The organism is Streptomyces sp. NPDC048277 (assembly GCF_040652235.1).
Lineage (GTDB): Bacteria > Actinomycetota > Actinomycetes > Streptomycetales > Streptomycetaceae > Streptomyces.
Genome location: NZ_JBEZLQ010000009.1, coordinates 170,102 through 185,088, shown reverse-complemented (window position 1 = coordinate 185,088; position 14,987 = coordinate 170,102). Strand labels below are relative to the sequence as shown.

At 72.7% G+C, this 14,987-nt stretch carries 12 protein-coding genes and 1 pseudogene; 9 read left to right on the top strand and 4 right to left on the bottom strand.

The window, feature by feature from the left end; genetic code table 11:
• The first annotated feature begins 191 nt into the window (after positions 1 to 191).
• The 5 genes from AB0D85_RS21230 (at position 192) to AB0D85_RS21210 (ending at position 6,104) form a co-directional block, all read left to right on the top strand.
• Complete coding sequence (locus AB0D85_RS21230; RefSeq protein ID WP_362322296.1) at positions 192 to 1,202, top strand: LacI family DNA-binding transcriptional regulator; 1,011 nt, start codon at positions 192 to 194, stop codon at positions 1,200 to 1,202.
• Between the two features lie 229 nt (positions 1,203 to 1,431).
• Entirely contained in the window at positions 1,432 to 2,526 is a 1,095-nt protein-coding gene (rsgA, locus tag AB0D85_RS21225; RefSeq protein WP_362322294.1) for a ribosome small subunit-dependent GTPase A, read from the top strand.
• A gap of 167 nt (positions 2,527 to 2,693) precedes the next feature.
• Entirely contained in the window at positions 2,694 to 4,088 is a 1,395-nt protein-coding gene (locus tag AB0D85_RS21220; protein ID WP_362322292.1) for an AlkA N-terminal domain-containing protein, read from the top strand.
• Entirely contained in the window at positions 4,088 to 4,585 is a 498-nt protein-coding gene (locus tag AB0D85_RS21215) for a methylated-DNA--[protein]-cysteine S-methyltransferase (protein ID WP_362322290.1), read from the top strand. The genes AB0D85_RS21220 and AB0D85_RS21215 overlap by 1 nt, the downstream gene beginning before the upstream one ends.
• Positions 4,586 to 4,922: 337 nt before the next feature.
• Positions 4,923 to 6,104 carry an SGNH/GDSL hydrolase family protein gene (locus tag AB0D85_RS21210; RefSeq protein ID WP_362322288.1) on the top strand — a complete coding sequence of 394 codons (1,182 nt, stop codon included), beginning with the start codon at positions 4,923 to 4,925 and terminating at the stop codon, positions 6,102 to 6,104.
• 13 nt (positions 6,105 to 6,117) lie between these two features.
• On the opposite strand, the gene AB0D85_RS21205 is transcribed toward AB0D85_RS21210, so the two are convergent.
• Complete coding sequence (locus AB0D85_RS21205) at positions 6,118 to 6,603, bottom strand: DUF456 domain-containing protein (protein WP_362322286.1); 486 nt, start codon at positions 6,601 to 6,603, stop codon at positions 6,118 to 6,120.
• A 461-nt stretch (positions 6,604 to 7,064) separates the two neighbouring features.
• Here AB0D85_RS21205 and AB0D85_RS21200 point away from each other — a divergent pair, with 461 nt between their 5' ends.
• Positions 7,065 to 8,462 (top strand): protein phosphatase 2C domain-containing protein, encoded by a 1,398-nt coding sequence (locus tag AB0D85_RS21200; RefSeq protein WP_362322284.1) that lies wholly within the window; start codon positions 7,065 to 7,067, stop codon positions 8,460 to 8,462.
• A gap of 60 nt (positions 8,463 to 8,522) precedes the next feature.
• Complete coding sequence (locus AB0D85_RS21195) at positions 8,523 to 10,265, top strand: pyruvate dehydrogenase (RefSeq protein ID WP_362322282.1); 1,743 nt, start codon at positions 8,523 to 8,525, stop codon at positions 10,263 to 10,265.
• A gap of 1 nt (position 10,266) precedes the next feature.
• Here AB0D85_RS21195 and AB0D85_RS21190 read toward each other — a convergent pair.
• Positions 10,267 to 11,243, bottom strand: a pseudogene (locus AB0D85_RS21190) (helix-turn-helix transcriptional regulator).
• A 149-nt stretch (positions 11,244 to 11,392) separates the two neighbouring features.
• Here AB0D85_RS21190 and AB0D85_RS21185 point away from each other — a divergent pair.
• Both AB0D85_RS21185 and AB0D85_RS21180 read left to right on the top strand, forming a co-directional pair.
• Positions 11,393 to 11,857 (top strand): hypothetical protein, encoded by a 465-nt coding sequence (locus AB0D85_RS21185; protein ID WP_362322280.1) that lies wholly within the window; start codon positions 11,393 to 11,395, stop codon positions 11,855 to 11,857.
• Positions 11,858 to 12,164: 307 nt separating this feature from the next.
• Positions 12,165 to 12,614, top strand: coding sequence for an ATP-binding protein (locus tag AB0D85_RS21180; protein WP_362322278.1), 450 nt, complete (start codon positions 12,165 to 12,167; stop codon positions 12,612 to 12,614).
• Positions 12,615 to 12,696: 82 nt separating this feature from the next.
• On the opposite strand, the gene AB0D85_RS21175 is transcribed toward AB0D85_RS21180, so the two are convergent.
• Both AB0D85_RS21175 and AB0D85_RS21170 read right to left on the bottom strand, forming a co-directional pair.
• A complete protein-coding gene (locus AB0D85_RS21175) occupies positions 12,697 to 13,731 on the bottom strand; it encodes a DUF2637 domain-containing protein (protein ID WP_362322276.1) in 1,035 nt (344 codons plus the stop codon).
• A gap of 327 nt (positions 13,732 to 14,058) precedes the next feature.
• The gene (locus AB0D85_RS21170) at positions 14,059 to 14,883 is read right to left on the bottom strand and encodes a (2Fe-2S)-binding protein (RefSeq protein ID WP_362322274.1); all 825 of its coding nucleotides are present in this window, start codon (positions 14,881 to 14,883) and stop codon (positions 14,059 to 14,061) included.
• Positions 14,884 to 14,987: the final 104 nt, after the last annotated feature.

Genomic DNA, 14,987 nt, shown 5'->3' with positions numbered 1-14,987 from the left:
TCTGGTTGGTATCGTTAACAGCTTGGCTGATTCTTGGGGCGCTCACAGCGGGGTGTCAAGGGTGGTGCAGACGGCGGGTGTTGATGTTGTCCGACCCTTGACTTCCGTTATTTGTACGGGAGTTGATATGCGGACGAGTTGGTAACGTTAACGAGTCGACGCTCAAACGTGACGCAGGTGGAGGACGTGGCGTGGCAGCGACCCGGCCGACCATGAAGGACGTCGCCGCCGAGGCGGGCGTCAGCGCGATGACGGTGTCCCGGGTCGTCAACGGCGATTCGGCCGTCGCCCCGAGGACCGCCGCGCGCGTGGAGGCCGCGGTCCGCAAACTCGGCTACCAACGCGACGACGTGGCACGCCAGTTGCGCCGCACGCACCAACTGAGCCAGACCATAGGGCTGTTGGTCGACGATGTCGCGGACCCCTTCATGGCCGCCGTCGCCTCCGCCGCCGAGGACGTCGCCCGGCAGCGCGGCAGCATCATGCTCATCGGCTCCAGCCGCGCCGACCTGCGCAGGGAACGCGAGGTGATCGCCGCGTTCACCGCCCGCCGGGTCGACGGCCTGATCCTCACCCCGGCCGCCGGCAGCCACCGCTTCCTGCGCCCGGCCCAGGCGCAGGGCACGAAGATCGTCTGCGTGGACCGGGCGGCACCGGGCCTGGACGTGGACGCCGTGGTGGTCGACAACTTCGGCGCGGTACGGGAGGCCGTGGGGTACCTGGTGGCGCAGGGTCACCGCAGGATCGGCTACATCGGCGACACGCCGGAGATCTGGACGTTCGGGGAACGCCGGCGGGGCTATCTGGCGGCGCTGGCGGCGGCCGGGATCGCGGCGGACCCCGCGCTGGTGAGGGACGACGTGCGGTCGGGCCCGGAGGCCGCGAGGACCGTCACCGCCCTGCTGGCCCTTCCCGACCCCCCGACCGCGCTCCTGGCCGGCAACGAACTCCTCGCCTTCGGCGCCCTCACCGTCCTCCCCGCCGGCCTGGCGTTCATCGCCTTCGACGACTTCGAACTCGCCACCCAGCTGACCCCACCGGTCACGGTGATCGCCCAGGACCCGGTGGCCCTCGCGACCAGCGCGGCGCACCTGCTGTTCGCCCGCATCCACGGGGACGTCTCACCGCCGCGCACGGTGGTGATGCCGACGCGACTGGTCCGGCGGGGGTCGGGGGAGATACCCGGGCCGTTCGCCGCGTAGGGGACCCGCAGGAAGGCCCGGGGGACGGGCCACCGGAAATATTCGGTGGCGGCGAGCAGCCGTGCCCCATACGGTGAGGCCACTGTTCGCCGAGTCGGGAAAGGGAGGTGTTGACCGATGGCTGTCGTTGCGCTGTGCGCTGCCCGCGACCAGAAGCTCATCCATTCCACCTCCGCGGCCACCGGCTGACCTTTTCGCTTTCCCGGGGCCGCCCTTTGAAGGGTCACCCTTGACTTCCAGCTCCGCTGTTTTCTCCGCGCTCGCTCCCTACGGCTGGGACGAGACCTGGGCGAAGGAGTTCGCCCCCTACGACGCCGAAGGACTGCTGGCCGGGCGTGTCGTCCGTGTCGACCGCGGGCAGTGCGACGTCGTCACCGCCGGCGGGACGCTGCGCGCCGACACCGCGTTCGTCACCCCGCACGATCCGCTGCGGGTCGTGTGCACCGGAGACTGGGTCGCCGTCGAGCCCGGCGGCAGCCCCCGGTACGTACGCGCGTATCTGCCGCGCCGTACCGCCTTCGTGCGCTCCACCTCCTCCAAGCGGTCCGAGGGGCAGATCCTCGCGGCCAACGTCGACCACGCGATCGTCGCGATCTCCCTCGCCGTCGAGGTCGACCTCGGCCGTATCGAACGGTTCCTGGCGCTGGCCTGGGAGTCCGGCGCGCAGCCGGTCGTGGCGCTCACCAAGGCCGACCTCGTCCCGGACGCGGTGACGCTCGCGCATCTCGTCCAGGACGTCGAGGCGACGGCACCCGGCCTGCCGGTCCTCACGGTCAGCGCGCACCAGGGCGACGGCCTGGACGTGCTGGTCGCCCTCGTCGGCTCCGGTACGTCGGTGCTGCTCGGCCAGTCCGGCGCCGGCAAGTCCACCCTCGCCAACGCGCTCCTCGGCGAGGACGTGATGGACGTCCGGGCCGCGCGCGACGTGGACGGCAAGGGCCGGCACACCACGACCACCCGCAACCTCCTCGCGCTGCCGGGCGGGGGCGTGCTGATCGACACGCCCGGGCTGCGCGGCGTGGGGCTGTTCGACGCCGAGACCGGGGTCGGGCAGGTGTTCTCCGAGATCGAGGAACTGGCCCAGGGCTGCCGGTTCTCCGACTGCGGGCACGAGACCGAGCCGGGCTGCGCCGTCCGCCTCGCCGTCGAGACCGGGGAACTGCCTGTGCGCCGGCTGGAGAGCTACCGCAAGCTGATGCGGGAGAACCAGTGGATCGTCGCCAAGACGGACGCGCGGCTACGGGCCGAGATCAAGAAGGACTGGAAGCGGAAGGGCGCGGAGGGGAGGGCGGCGATGGAGGCGAAGCGGGGGCGGGGGCGGTAGCCGTCCGAGCAGGGGCGCGCGGGGCCGAGCGCGCCCACGCGGCGGAGCCGCATATCGCTGCAGCCCCGCGCCCCTGAAGGGGCCCGGGCAGTCGGCGCTTCTTCACCAGTGCCGTGTCCGTTTTCCGCCAGTCGTGGGGCTCCGTATCGCTCACACTGGAACATGTGATGGACGAGGACACCAGGTACGAGGCGGTCCGCAGCCGCGACGCACGCTTCGACGGCGCGTTCTTCTTCGCCGTCGAGACGACCGGGATCTACTGCCGCCCCAGCTGTCCGGCGGTCACCCCGAAGCGGCGCAACGTCCGCTTCTTCCGCACCGCGGCGGCGGCCCAGGGCTCCGGCTTCCGGGCCTGCCGCCGCTGCCGGCCGGACGCCGTTCCCGGCTCCGCCGAGTGGAACGTCCGCGCCGACGTCGCCGGCCGGGCCATGCGGCTGATCGGCGACGGAGTGGTGGACCGGGAGGGCGTGGGCGGCCTCGCCGACCGGCTCGGCTACAGCGCACGCCAGGTGCAGCGGCAGCTCACCGCCGAACTCGGCGCGGGCCCGGTCGCCCTCGCCCGCGCCCAGCGCGCCCACACCGCACGCCTGCTGCTCCAGACCACCGAACTGCCGGTCACGGAGATCGCGTTCGCGAGCGGATTCGCCAGCGTGCGGCAGTTCAACGACACGATCCGCGCCGTGTACGCCACGACCCCGAGCGAACTGCGCGAGGCGGCGCCCGGCGGCCGGGGCGCCCGGCGCGGCTCCCCGGCCGCCGGGATCCCGCTGCGGCTCGCCCACCGCGGCCCGTACCAGGCCGGCCCCGTCTTCGACCTGCTGGAGCGCGAGGCCGTGCCCGGCGTGGAGGAGGTCACCGGCGCGCCCGGCGCCCGCACCTACCGCCGTACCCTGCGCCTGCCGTACGGCCATGCCGTCGTCGCCGTCGAGGAAGGCGGGGGCACGACCACCGCGAGCGGCGGTGTACGTCCCGGCGGCTGGCTCGACGCCCGGCTCCGGCTCACCGACCCGCGCGCCCTGACCACCGCCGTACAGCGGCTGCGCCTGCTGTTCGACCTCGACGCCGACCCGTACGCCGTGGACGAGCGGCTCGCCGACGACCCACGGCTCGCTCCGCTGGTCGCCGCGCGCCCGGGACTGCGGTCGCCCGGCGCCGCGGATCCGGCGGAGGCGGCCGTACGGGCGCTCGTCGGGAGCGCCGGCGCCGAGCGCCTGGTCCTGCGGTACGGCAAGGCGCTGGACGCCCCGTCCGGGAGCCTCACCCACCTCTTCCCGGAGCCCGCCGCGCTCGCCGCGGCCGAGCCCGGGGGAGAACTCGGCGCGCTCGCCGCGGCGCTCGCGGACGGCACGGTACGGCTGGACCCGGGCGCCGACCGGGACGAGGCGGAGGCCGCGCTGCGGGCGCTGCCCGGCGTCGGTCCGGCGGTCCTCGCCACGATCCGCGTCCGCGCGCTCGGCGACCCCGATGTCGCCCCGCCCGGCCTGGACGTACCGGACGAGTGGCGGCCGTGGCGGTCGTACGCCGTCCAGCATCTGCTGGTGGAAGGAGAGTCGAGGAACTGATGGTCACGTACTGGACCCGGATCGCTTCGCCCGTGGGGGAGTTGCTCCTGACCGCCGACAACGAAGGGGCGTTGACCTCCCTGTCCGTCCCCGGGCAGAAGGGCGGGCGGAGCGTCGAGGCGGGGTGGCTGTGCGATCCCGGTCCCTTCCGGGGGGCCGAGGAGCAGCTCGCCGCGTACTTCGCCGGTGAACTCAAGGAGTTCCAGCTGGAGTTGAGGGCGCGGGGGACCGAGTTCCGGGAACGGGTGTGGGACGCGCTCGACGGTGTTCCGTACGGGTCGACGACGACGTACGGGGAGATCGCCGCGCGGATCGGGGCGTCCAGGATGGCGGTGCGGGCGGTGGGCGGGGCGGTCGGGGCCAACCCGTTGTTGATCGTGCGGCCTTGTCATCGGGTGATCGGGGCGGACGGGTCGATGACCGGGTATGCGGGGGGAGTTGAGCGGAAGGTGTGGCTGCTCGGGCTGGAGGGAGCGGTGGCGGTGGCGGCCGGTTAGGGCCGGAGACGGGGGGTTCCGCTTACCGGCGCTTGCCGGGTGCCGCCGCGCCCACCCTCCCCCACTCTCGGCTTCGCTCGAGCGGGGGGACCCCCATCGCCCCAGGCGGCACGCATGCCCGCAGCTGCGAAGCTGACGCGACTGCAGCGCCCCTCTAGGGGCGCGGGGAACTGCGCGACCAGCCCCCACCCACCCGCAGCCACACGACCACCGTTACCACCCCCGGTCTCCCCACCTCGCGCTCCGCCACCCGGGTGGTCCCCCGGACAAGTTGCCGCCCCGCTCACTCTCCGTATGTCACCTTCCCCTCCAGAGGGCCTCGGAAGGACGGGTGTGGATGGGCAAGGTCGGGCGGGTTCTCGCGGTGGCGTTGCTGTTGCTGGTGGGTATGACGGGGCGAGCCGATGCCGGCGACGTGTTCTCGCTCTGGACCGGGAGCTGGGAGGCCGCGCCCTCCGGTACCGTCCCCGCCGTTCCCGGCGCCGCGTTCCGCAACGTCGTTCATCTGAGCGTCGGGGGCAGCGCGGTGCGGATCAGGGTCAGCAACCGGCTCGGCAGCGCACCCCTGCGGCTCGGCGCGGTCACCGTCGCCCTGCGCAGGGGCGCCGGCCCCGACGCCGTGCCCGGCTCGATGCGCGTCGCCACGTTCGGCGGCGCCGGCACCGCCGTCGTACCCGTCGGACAGGACCTGGCCAGTGATCCCGTGCCGCTCGCGGTGCCGGACGCAGCCGACCTGCTGGTCACCGTGGAGACCCCGGGCGACTCCGGGCCGGCCACCTATCACCGCGTCGCGCTCCAGACCAGCTACCTGGCCCCGGCCGGCGCCGGGCACGCGGCCGACGAGGACGGGGCCGCGTACACCCGGACCACCGGCAACTGGTACTACGTCAGCGGTGTCGACGTGTGGGGTGTCACCCTCGGCAGTGTGGTCGCCTTCGGGGACTCCCTCACCGACGGCAACGGCTCCTCCATCGACAGCAACCACCGCTGGCCCGACCGGCTCGCCGAACGCCTGCGCCCCTTCCGGCTCGGCGTCCTCAACGCCGGGATCTCCGGCAACCGCCTGCTGGCCGACAGCACCGGAGGACCCGGCGCCCTCAACCGGCTGGACGCGGACGGCCTCGACCGCTCCGACGTCCGGACCCTGGTCGTCCTCGAAGGCATCAACGACATCAAGGGCACCCCGGAGGCGACGGATCCCCTCGACTTCGTGCGTGCCTACCGGACCATCGTCGCCCGCGCCCACGCGCGCGGCATCCGGGTCGTCGGCGCGACGCTCACGCCGGACGGTGGGTACAGCGGTTACACCGAGGCCCGGGAGGCCGTACGCCAGGAGGTGAACGCGCTGATCCGGACCGGGAGCGTCTTCGACTCGTACGTCGACTTCGACGCCGTCGTCCGCGACCCGGAGCAGCCGCAGCGCATCCGGCCCGCCTACGACCCCGGCGACCATCTGCACTTCAACGACACCGGCATGCGCGCCCTGGCCGCCGCCGTCCCGCTCGTCGACCTGCTCTGAGCCGCCGGGCGGGTCAGCCGCCCCAGACCACCGCCACCAGCCAGCCCGCCGCGATCAGCAGACAGGCGAACAGTTCGGCGAGCACGCTGGAGCCGCCCGCGTTCATCGTCGTGCGCAGCGCGGCCGTCGCCTCGGCGGACCGGCCCAGACGGAGGCGTTCGTGGAGATAGACCCCCGCCATGAAGCCGGGGATCGTGCCGATGACGGGGAGAAGCACGAAACCGAGCAGGGCGCCCGTTCCGGCGTACACGGCCATGCGGGGGGTGGCGCCGCTCGCCCGCAGCCGGCGCGGCGGCAGCGCCCAGCGCACCACCAGCGACAGCAGCAGCACCACGGTGGCCCCGACCAGGACCGCCCAGGCCGTCGGGCGCGGGTCGTACAGCGCCCACCACAGCACCGCGGCCCACACCAGCCACGAACCCGGCACACCGGGCACCAGTACTCCGCACAGGCCGAGCACCAGGACCAGGCCGACCAGCAGGAGTTCCCCTGCTCCCATCTGCCCAGAGTGCCGCGCGGCCCGGCCTCGGGCCACCCGGCCCCGTCGATACGCGCGCAGGGGATCCGGACCGGCGATGCATGGCATCCGGACCCGAGATGCATGGCTGCCGGACCCGTGATTCACAGCTGGTCGCCAGGAAGGACCGCCACAATCTGGCCTCCGGCCGATGCCACCGCGTCCGGCCGTGCGAACGGTGCCCCGGGCCCAGGACGCGCGCACGCGCAGGGGATCTCGGACCGGGTCACTCCGGTGTCGCCGGGTGGTTCTCCCGTGGGGGGTGGGACCACCCGGTGACTCACTCGTGTCATCCGTGCCGTTCGGCCCACGCGTGTCGTCGATTCCCTTTCCCCGTACGGGGGTTCGGACTGTCCCTCGACACGCCGTTCGAGACGGGTTCGTGTGCGGGATTTTCCGGATGCCCCGTTTTCATCCGGCCCGCGCGGTGGACAATTAGGGGCATGAGCCAACCAGGGGGCAGGCCCACCCGCCATGAGGACGACTGGTGGGGGCAGTTGTACGACGACTCCACCGAGGACACCGGCCCCGCGGTCGCACCCGATTCGCTGGACGACCGTTTCGCGTCGGCGAAGCACACGGTGGGGGCACGGCGGGGCGCCGCCGAGGAGCCGGGCGACCGGCAGCCGCCCCCGCCGACGGTGCCGCCGCAGCGCGCGGCCACCGCCTCCACCGAGGCACCCGGCGAGGAGACCGCGGCCGACCCGAAGTCCTGGCCGTGGGACGAGGAGGACCAGGAACTGCTGGAGGCGGACGACGACGTCCCGGCGGACTCCCGCCCCGGGGACGTCCACCCCGCGACCCGGCTCGACATGCCCGCGCTCCCGCCGCACTCCGCCCCCGCCGCCGCGCTCGCCGCGGCCGCCTCGGCCTCCTCCGTGGACTACGTCGGCTCCGGCCCGCCCACCTACGACGCCGAGCCCACCGCCCTGCCCGCGGCCGACCCCGACGAACTCGACGACCTGGTCGCCGACACCGTGCTGGACGGCGCCCGGTACGGCTCCTGCACGCTGCGGGCCGTCTCCCAGCGCGGCGACTCCGCCCGGTACCGGGGCGAGCCGCGCCGCGACTCCCTGCTCACCGCCCGGTTCGGGAGCGGCGACCAGGCCCTGGTCCTCGTCGCGATGGCCACCGGCGCCCGGGCCACCCCCGGCGCGCACCGGGCCGCGGCCGAGTTGTGCGAGTGGATCGCGCGGGCCGTGGGCCGCAGCCACCAGCGGCTCGCCGAGGACATCCAGGCCGCCCGCCGCGGCGACCTCAAGTCCGGGCTGCACCGGCTCACCGACCGCAGCCTCGGCAAACTCCGCGCCAGCGCCGCCGAACAGGGCGTCGCCGCCGAGGAGTACGCGGCCAGTCTGCGCTGTCTCCTGCTCCCCGCCCACCCGCAGTGCCGTACCCGCGTCTTCTTCGGCGTGGGCGCGGGCGGACTCTTCCGGCTCCGGGACGGCGAGTGGCAGGACATCGAACCGCGTACCGACACCGAGGGCGTCGGTGAGCCGGTGCTGGGCTTCGGCTCACCGCCGTCCGAGACGCCCGAGGGCGACCGGCTCACCATGGACCTCGGCATCCCGACCCCGCCGAGCCCCTACGAACCGGCCCCCGAGCCGCCCCGCGAACCCTTCCTCTTCCGGGCCTCGGTAGCCCGCCCGGGTGATGCCCTCGTGATGTGCACCGGCGGCCTCGCCGACCCGCTGCGCGGCGAGCCCGCCCTCTGCGCCTACCTGGCCCGGCGCTGGTCCGACCGCACCCCGCCGGGCCTCGCCGCGTTCCTCGCGGACGTCCAGGTCCGGGTCAAGGGCTACGCCGACGACCGTACGGCGGCGGTGGTCTGGGAGGCGTGACGGCGGTCCCTGTGCGTGGATGGGAGGTATCCACGCACAGGGAAGGGGCACCCGTCCGCCATGGCCAAGCAGAACGTCGCCGAACAATTCGTCGACATCCTCGTCCGCGCCGGAGTGCGCCGCCTCTACGGCGTCGTCGGCGACAGCCTCAACCCCGTCGTCGACGCCGTCCGCCGCAACTCCGCCATCGACTGGATCCACGTCCGGCACGAGGAGACCGCCGCCTTCGCGGCCGGCGCCGAGGCCCAGCTCACCGGCAGGCTGGCGGCCTGCGCCGGCTCCTGCGGCCCCGGCAACCTGCACCTGATCAACGGCCTCTACGACGCCCACCGCTCCATGGCCCCGGTCCTCGCGCTCGCCTCCCAGATCCCGTCCGGCGAGATCGGCCTGGGCTACTTCCAGGAGACCCACCCCGACCGCCTCTTCCAGGAGTGCAGTCACTACAGCGAACTGATCTCCAGCCCCCAGCAGATGCCCCGCCTGCTCCAGACCGCCATCCAGCACGCGGTCGGCCGCAGCGGCGTGAGCGTGGTGTCGCTGCCCGGTGACATCGCCGACCAGCCCGCCCCCGAGCAGACCGCCTCGGCCGCCATCGTCACCTCACGGCCCACCGTCCGCCCCGGCGACGAGGAACTGGACCGGCTGGTCGCGATGATCGACGCGGCCGACAAGGTGACGCTGTTCTGCGGCAGCGGCACGGCGGGCGCCCACGCGGAGGTCATGGAACTGGCGGAGAAGATCAAGTCGCCGGTGGGTCACGCCCTGCGGGGCAAGGAGTGGATCCAGTACGACAACCCGTACGACGTCGGCATGAGCGGGCTGCTCGGCTACGGCGCCGCGTACGAGGCCACCCACGAGTGCGACCTGCTGATCCTGCTCGGCACCGACTTCCCGTACAACGCCTTCCTCCCCGACGACGTGCAGATCGTCCAGGTCGACATCCGGCCGGAGGTGCTGGGCCGCCGCTCCCGTCTCGACCTGGCGGTGTGGGGCGATGTGCGCGAGACGCTGCGCTGTCTGGTGCCGCGCGTCCGGGCCAAGGAGAACCGGCGGTTCCTCGACCGGATGCTCAGGAAACACGCGGACGCGCTGGAGGGGGTGGTGAAGGCGTACACCCGGAAGGTCGAGAAGCACGTCCCGATCCACCCCGAGTACGTGGCCTCGGTCCTCGACGAACTCGCCGACGACGACACGGTCTTCACGGTCGACACCGGGATGTGCAACGTCTGGGCCGCCCGCTACCTCTCGCCCAACGGCCGCCGCCGCGTGATCGGTTCCTTCTCGCACGGCTCGATGGCCAACGCGCTGCCGATGGCGATCGGCGCCCAGTTCACCGACCGGCACCGGCAGGTCGTGTCGATGTCCGGGGACGGCGGGTTCACCATGCTGATGGGCGACTTCCTGACCCTGGTCCAGTACGACCTGCCGGTCAAGGTCGTCCTCTTCAACAACTCCGCGCTCGGCATGGTCGAGTTGGAGATGCTGGTCGCGGGCCTGCCCGCGTACGGCACCACCAACACCAACCCCGACTTCGCCGGCGTCGCCCGCGCCTGCGGCGCCTACGGGGTGCGGGTCGAGAAGCCCAAGCAGCTGGCCGGTGCGCTCCGGAACGCGTTCAAGTACCCGGGCCCGGCCCTGGTCGACGTGGTCACCGACCCCAACGCGCTGTCCATCCCGCCGAAGATCAAGGCCGAGATGGTCACCGGCTTCGCGCTCTCCGCGTCCAAGATGGTGCTCGACGGAGGCGTGGGCCGGATGGTCCAGATGGCCCGCTCCAACCTGCGCAACGTGCCACGCCCGTGAGTCAACCGGTCGGCGCCCACCGGCGGACGCCGTCCACGGAGCCGTACCAGTAGTGCGGCAGGCCCCTGATGGAGCTGGTGCGGAACGGCTGCCCGTGGTCGTCGACACGGACCGTGCCGGTGCGACCCTGTGAGGACCAGTCGAGTTCGAGGTACCAGCGGCAGTCGCAGCCGGCCGTGCTCGCCCTGACGCGCAGCACCTCCGGGTCCGTGGACGAGACCCGGTAGGGCAGGCGCATGGTCGAGACGGTCTTCCCGTCCGGGCCCTCGCCCGCCACCGGGCGGGCGATCGGACGGTCCTTGTCCAGATCGACGGCGAAGTGACGCGGGGTCAGTCCGCCGCCGCAGCCGTCCGCCATGGAGTAGGCGACGCCGGGCGCGGGCGCCGTACGGCCGACGACCCGTACCCGCAGGTCCTCCAGGACCACGGCCGTGGCCGAACGGCCCTGCACCGAGACCTCCACGATCGGGTTGCCGCCGTGCACCGCGTGCTGCGTGGCCGCCCAGGTGCCGGCGTCCTGCGGGGCGGGCGGGGGCGGGACCCGCGCGGGCTGCTTGTCGATGACGTAGTCGTGGTCGCAGCCCAGTTCCCAGAGCTGGGAGTCGGCGGTCCAGGTGAGGGGGAGCGGTCGGCCGAGAGGGCGGACAGGCTGCCCAGCGTCACCAGGAGGACGGCGGCCACGGCCGAGACGACCAGGGTGCGGCGACGGCGGTACCAGGGGCGCGGGGCGGGCTCCGGTTCCGGTGCCGCCGTGCGTGGCCGCTGACGTGCCGCCACCGCCCGCAGCCAGCGTTCGTGGAGTTGGAGCCGTTCCTCCGGCGTCGCCCCGCAGAACGCGGCCAGGCGTTCCACCGGAGCGAAGTCCTGCGGCACCGCCTCGCCCGCGCAGTAGCGGTGCAGGGTGGAGGTGTTCATGTTGAGGCGGCGGGCCAGGGAGCCGTAGCTCCGGTCCGTACGGTCCTTCAACTGCCGCAGCAGGCCCGCACGTCAGTAGGGCTGGGATGGTTCCAGGGCGCCGGAACGGCCGATGGCCGTTGCGGCGGGCGCCGGTGGCCTCCGATGCTTCCGGTGTCGCACCGGCAGAACCGACCACCACAGACCCGCAGCACCGAACACGGGGAACAGGCATGAGCAGCAAGACCCGCGCCGTCCTCACCGCCGGCGTCCTCGCCGTGGCCCTCGGGCTCGGCGCCACCGCCCAGGCCTCGGCCGGCGCACCGCGCACCGTCAGCGGCAGCCCGGCCGACGACATCACCCGCATCGCCGACTTCTACGGCGCCTACATCGACGCGGAGAGCGACCCGGACACGGCCGGCGAACTGCCCACCGCACTGCGCGCGTACTACATCGCCCCGGCCTGCCTGAAGAAGCTGGCGGCCTGGGAGAACCGCGAGCACGCGGACGGGGTGCTGCGTGCCCAGAACACCCCGTTCAAGTGGAAGGTCACGGACAACGGCACGGCGGACAACCGCACGGAGGCCGTCGTCACCCTCACCTGGGGCAGCAACAGCCCCACGAAGCTGGTCGTCGACATGAACCGCCGCACCCACAAGATCATTGACATCGGCACCACGGGCCTCGGGGGCAAGTAGCCGGAAGAGCGGGTTTCGGCCAGCTTGGGCGGTGCCGCGGACCGCGTGAAACAGCTCCGGGGGGTGCGTGAGGGGCTGTTTCACGCCTGGTGCGCGGCACCGTTGGCGCGTACGGGACGGTCCGGGAGGCGACGTACGGGCCGGGGCGCCTGCGGGACATGGCCGAACACCCCGGCGTCATCGGCGTGACATGACTGGCCCGTGCCCGAGCGGGCATGGATCCCCGTGAACGTGTTCGATCAGGAGGGGATCCGGCAACAGCGTGCGGGCGGGGGTCATGAAAAGTCAGGCACGAGGGGGCGGTCCCGTGGCCATCGGGGCCTCCTCGGCGAAGACGGCGGGGGAAGAGACCGACACGACGGAACGGGGACACCCGTCGCAGCTCAGGCGCCGGTTGGGGCGGTCGGATCTGCGGGCGGTGCCCGAGGCGCGCAGGGAACTGCGGGAACTGCTGCGGCACTGGGGGAAACCGGGCCGCTCCGAGATAGCGGAACTGCTCACCAGCGAACTCGTCACCAACGCACTCGTCCACACCGACCGCGAGGCCGTCCTGACGGCGGTCGTCGCTCCGGGCCAACTACGCGTGGAGGTACGGGACTTCGTGGCCCGCAGGCCGCGCGTGTGCGTACCGGGCAGCGGCGACGGCACACACGGCCGGGGCCTGGTGCTCGTCGACTCCCTCGCGGACGCGTGGGGCGTACAGGCGCACGAGGTCGGCAAGTCGGTCTGGTTCGAACTGGACGCGGAGGCCGCGTAGCCGCCGCTCCGTACACGACGGGACGGGGGCGTGACCCTGAAGGTCACGCCCCCGTCCCGAGGTGTCGTACGGCAGCAGGTGCTTAACCGAACTGCTGCTCAAGGTCCTTGAGCTTGCGCTCCAGCGAGTCCAGCCGCGGCAGCGCCATTGTGTCGTCCTCCGCGGTCAGGTCGACCGTGATCGGGTCAGCCCCTTTGCGGACCGGCTGAAGGGAGGGCCGAGAGCGTACGGGCAGTTCCGGCGCCGATATGGCAGGCTCCGCAGCGGCCTGGGAGGGCGCGCGCTCTACCTGGTGCACCTCTTCCTGCCGGCCCATGCGCCCGGTGAAGCCCCGGTGGCCCCGGCTTATGGCCTTGAGCTGGGCCCGCTCCAGACGGTCCTGCTCGCGGCGGCGCAGACGGTTCTGCTCGTTCTGCCGCTTGTCCTCACGCACCTCGTCGACCGCCTCGTCCAGGCTGCGCACGCCCTCCAGGAGCATCAGCGACCAGGCCTTGTAGGTCTCACGAGGAGCGCGCAGCCAGCGCACGATACGGATCTGCGGCAGCGGGCGCGGCACCAGACCCTGCTCACGCAGGGCGGCCTTGCGGGTCTGCTTCAGCGCGCGGTCGAAGAGGACGGCGGCCGAGAGCGACATGCCGGAGAAGAACTGCGGGGCGCCGTCGTGGCCGCCGCCGCGGGGCGCGTGAACCCAGTTGAACCAGGCGGACGCGCCCGCGAACGTCCATACGAGGATCCGGGAGCCGAGCGCCGCGTCACCGTGGCTGGCCTCGCGCACCGCGAGGACGGAGCAGAACATCGCCGCGCCGTCCAGGCCGAACGGCACGAGGTACTCCCAGCCGCCGCTCAGGTTGAGGTTCTGCTGGCCGAAGCCGACCAGTCCGTGGAAGGAGAGTGCGGCGGACACCGCCGCACAGCAGAACAGGAGCACGTAGGAGGCGGTGGCGTAGATGGCCTCCTTGCGCCGCCGCCGTTCCTCGCTGCGCTCCCACGAGTCGTCCTTCGCGTGCTCCCCGCCGGACCGCTTGGAGCGCGTCAGCACCGCCACCGCGACCAGAATGCCCAGGAGCAGTACGGCGCCCGGGAGCAACCAGTTCAGCGATATGTCGGTCAGTCTCATCTAGGGGTCCCTTGCATTGGGATAGGGCGTAACGCCCGCCATAGTGGCCCAATCCCACGGGCCCTCAGGGGGTTTCGGGGCAAGAGGCCGCCAAGGAAGTGCAAGGGGATGCCCCAGGGCGGCATTCTGCTCGAACTGCCGCTTGAGGGGCGGGAGTTGAGTTCGAGTAAGACTACCCATACGGGTGGTTCCACGGAAAGTTCCTGCGGCAAGTGAGGAAGTTGTGAATTCACTGTCGACAGGGATGATCTCGCCGTCGGTGATCCTAGTGGATCCCGCGCGGTGCTCCGTCCCCGGGGTGCGTCCCGAAGACGCCCTGAGGACGCCTCAGGCCGCAGCGGCCGCCGCGAGTTTGGCGATCCGGTCGTTGTCGCAGGTGCGGGGGCAGGTGGCGCAGGTGTCCTCGGGGCGCACCGTGTAGAACATGCAGCAGCTCGCCCGGTCCCGGGTGGGCAGCGGCTCCCCGGCGGGGCCGGTCAGCACCCGGAAGGCGGCCGAGCCGACGTACGGCCCGGTGGCGCCCGGCAGGAGCCGTTCGAGTTCGCGTACGGCGCGCTCCTCGTCGCCGAGCAGATGGGCGACGTACCAGAGCCCCTCGACGATCTCGTCCGTGGCCATGCCCCACAGCGCGCGCCCGCGCCGCCGCATGCGCGGGCCGAAGCCGCCGAGGACCGGTTCCAGGTGCTCGGCGACGGCCGCCCGCACCTGGGCCCGCAGCGCCTCCTCGTCGGCGACGACGACCGCGCCGGGCAGCGCCGCCGCCGGGTCGTCCGGGAGGCAGGCGAAGGACGCGATGCGTACGGCCATCCGGCCGGCGGTGCGGTCGTACGAGACGCCGGTCGCCGGCAGCCGCGGGACCCGGCGGTCCAGGAACCACGGGACGGTGATCAGGAGGCAGGCGGGCCAGGCGTACCGGTGCAGTCCGAAGCTCGCCACGACGTCCGGACGCGCCCGCTGTCCGTAGTCCCGCAGCACCTGGTCCTCGTCCCAGCCGAGGAAGGCGTCCAGGCCGGGGCCGCCCGCCGCGAGTTCCCCGGCGCCGATCCAGCCGGCGCCCCGGGGTGCCGGCTCGCCGGGTCCGAGTTCCGTGACCGCCAGTCCCGAGTAGGCCTCGGTGAGGCGGGCGTAGGCGGCGGAGACGGGGGAGGGCATGGGCGACCACCGATCGATTGCCGGGTCGGCTGCTGGATAAGTAAGCCTTACCTTACCCATCTGTTCGGAAATTTGAACTATCGCCTTGTGCGCCTAAGGTGCTT

What these genes read in the sequence shown, in the direction of transcription:
- AB0D85_RS21220 (WP_362322292.1), top strand. Translation starts at nt 2,694, where the DNA reads ATGGACGAGGACACCAGGTACGAGGCGGTCCGCAGCCGCGACGCACGC.
- AB0D85_RS21215 (WP_362322290.1), top strand. Translation starts at nt 4,088, where the DNA reads ATGGTCACGTACTGGACCCGGATCGCTTCGCCCGTGGGGGAGTTGCTC.
- AB0D85_RS21210 (WP_362322288.1), top strand. Translation starts at nt 4,923, where the DNA reads ATGGGCAAGGTCGGGCGGGTTCTCGCGGTGGCGTTGCTGTTGCTGGTG.
- AB0D85_RS21205 (WP_362322286.1), bottom strand. Translation starts at nt 6,603, where the DNA reads ATGGGAGCAGGGGAACTCCTGCTGGTCGGCCTGGTCCTGGTGCTCGGC.
- AB0D85_RS21200 (WP_362322284.1), top strand. Translation starts at nt 7,065, where the DNA reads ATGAGCCAACCAGGGGGCAGGCCCACCCGCCATGAGGACGACTGGTGG.
- AB0D85_RS21195 (WP_362322282.1), top strand. Translation starts at nt 8,523, where the DNA reads ATGGCCAAGCAGAACGTCGCCGAACAATTCGTCGACATCCTCGTCCGC.
- AB0D85_RS21185 (WP_362322280.1), top strand. Translation starts at nt 11,393, where the DNA reads ATGAGCAGCAAGACCCGCGCCGTCCTCACCGCCGGCGTCCTCGCCGTG.
- AB0D85_RS21175 (WP_362322276.1), bottom strand. Translation starts at nt 13,731, where the DNA reads ATGAGACTGACCGACATATCGCTGAACTGGTTGCTCCCGGGCGCCGTA.
- AB0D85_RS21170 (WP_362322274.1), bottom strand. Translation starts at nt 14,883, where the DNA reads ATGCCCTCCCCCGTCTCCGCCGCCTACGCCCGCCTCACCGAGGCCTAC.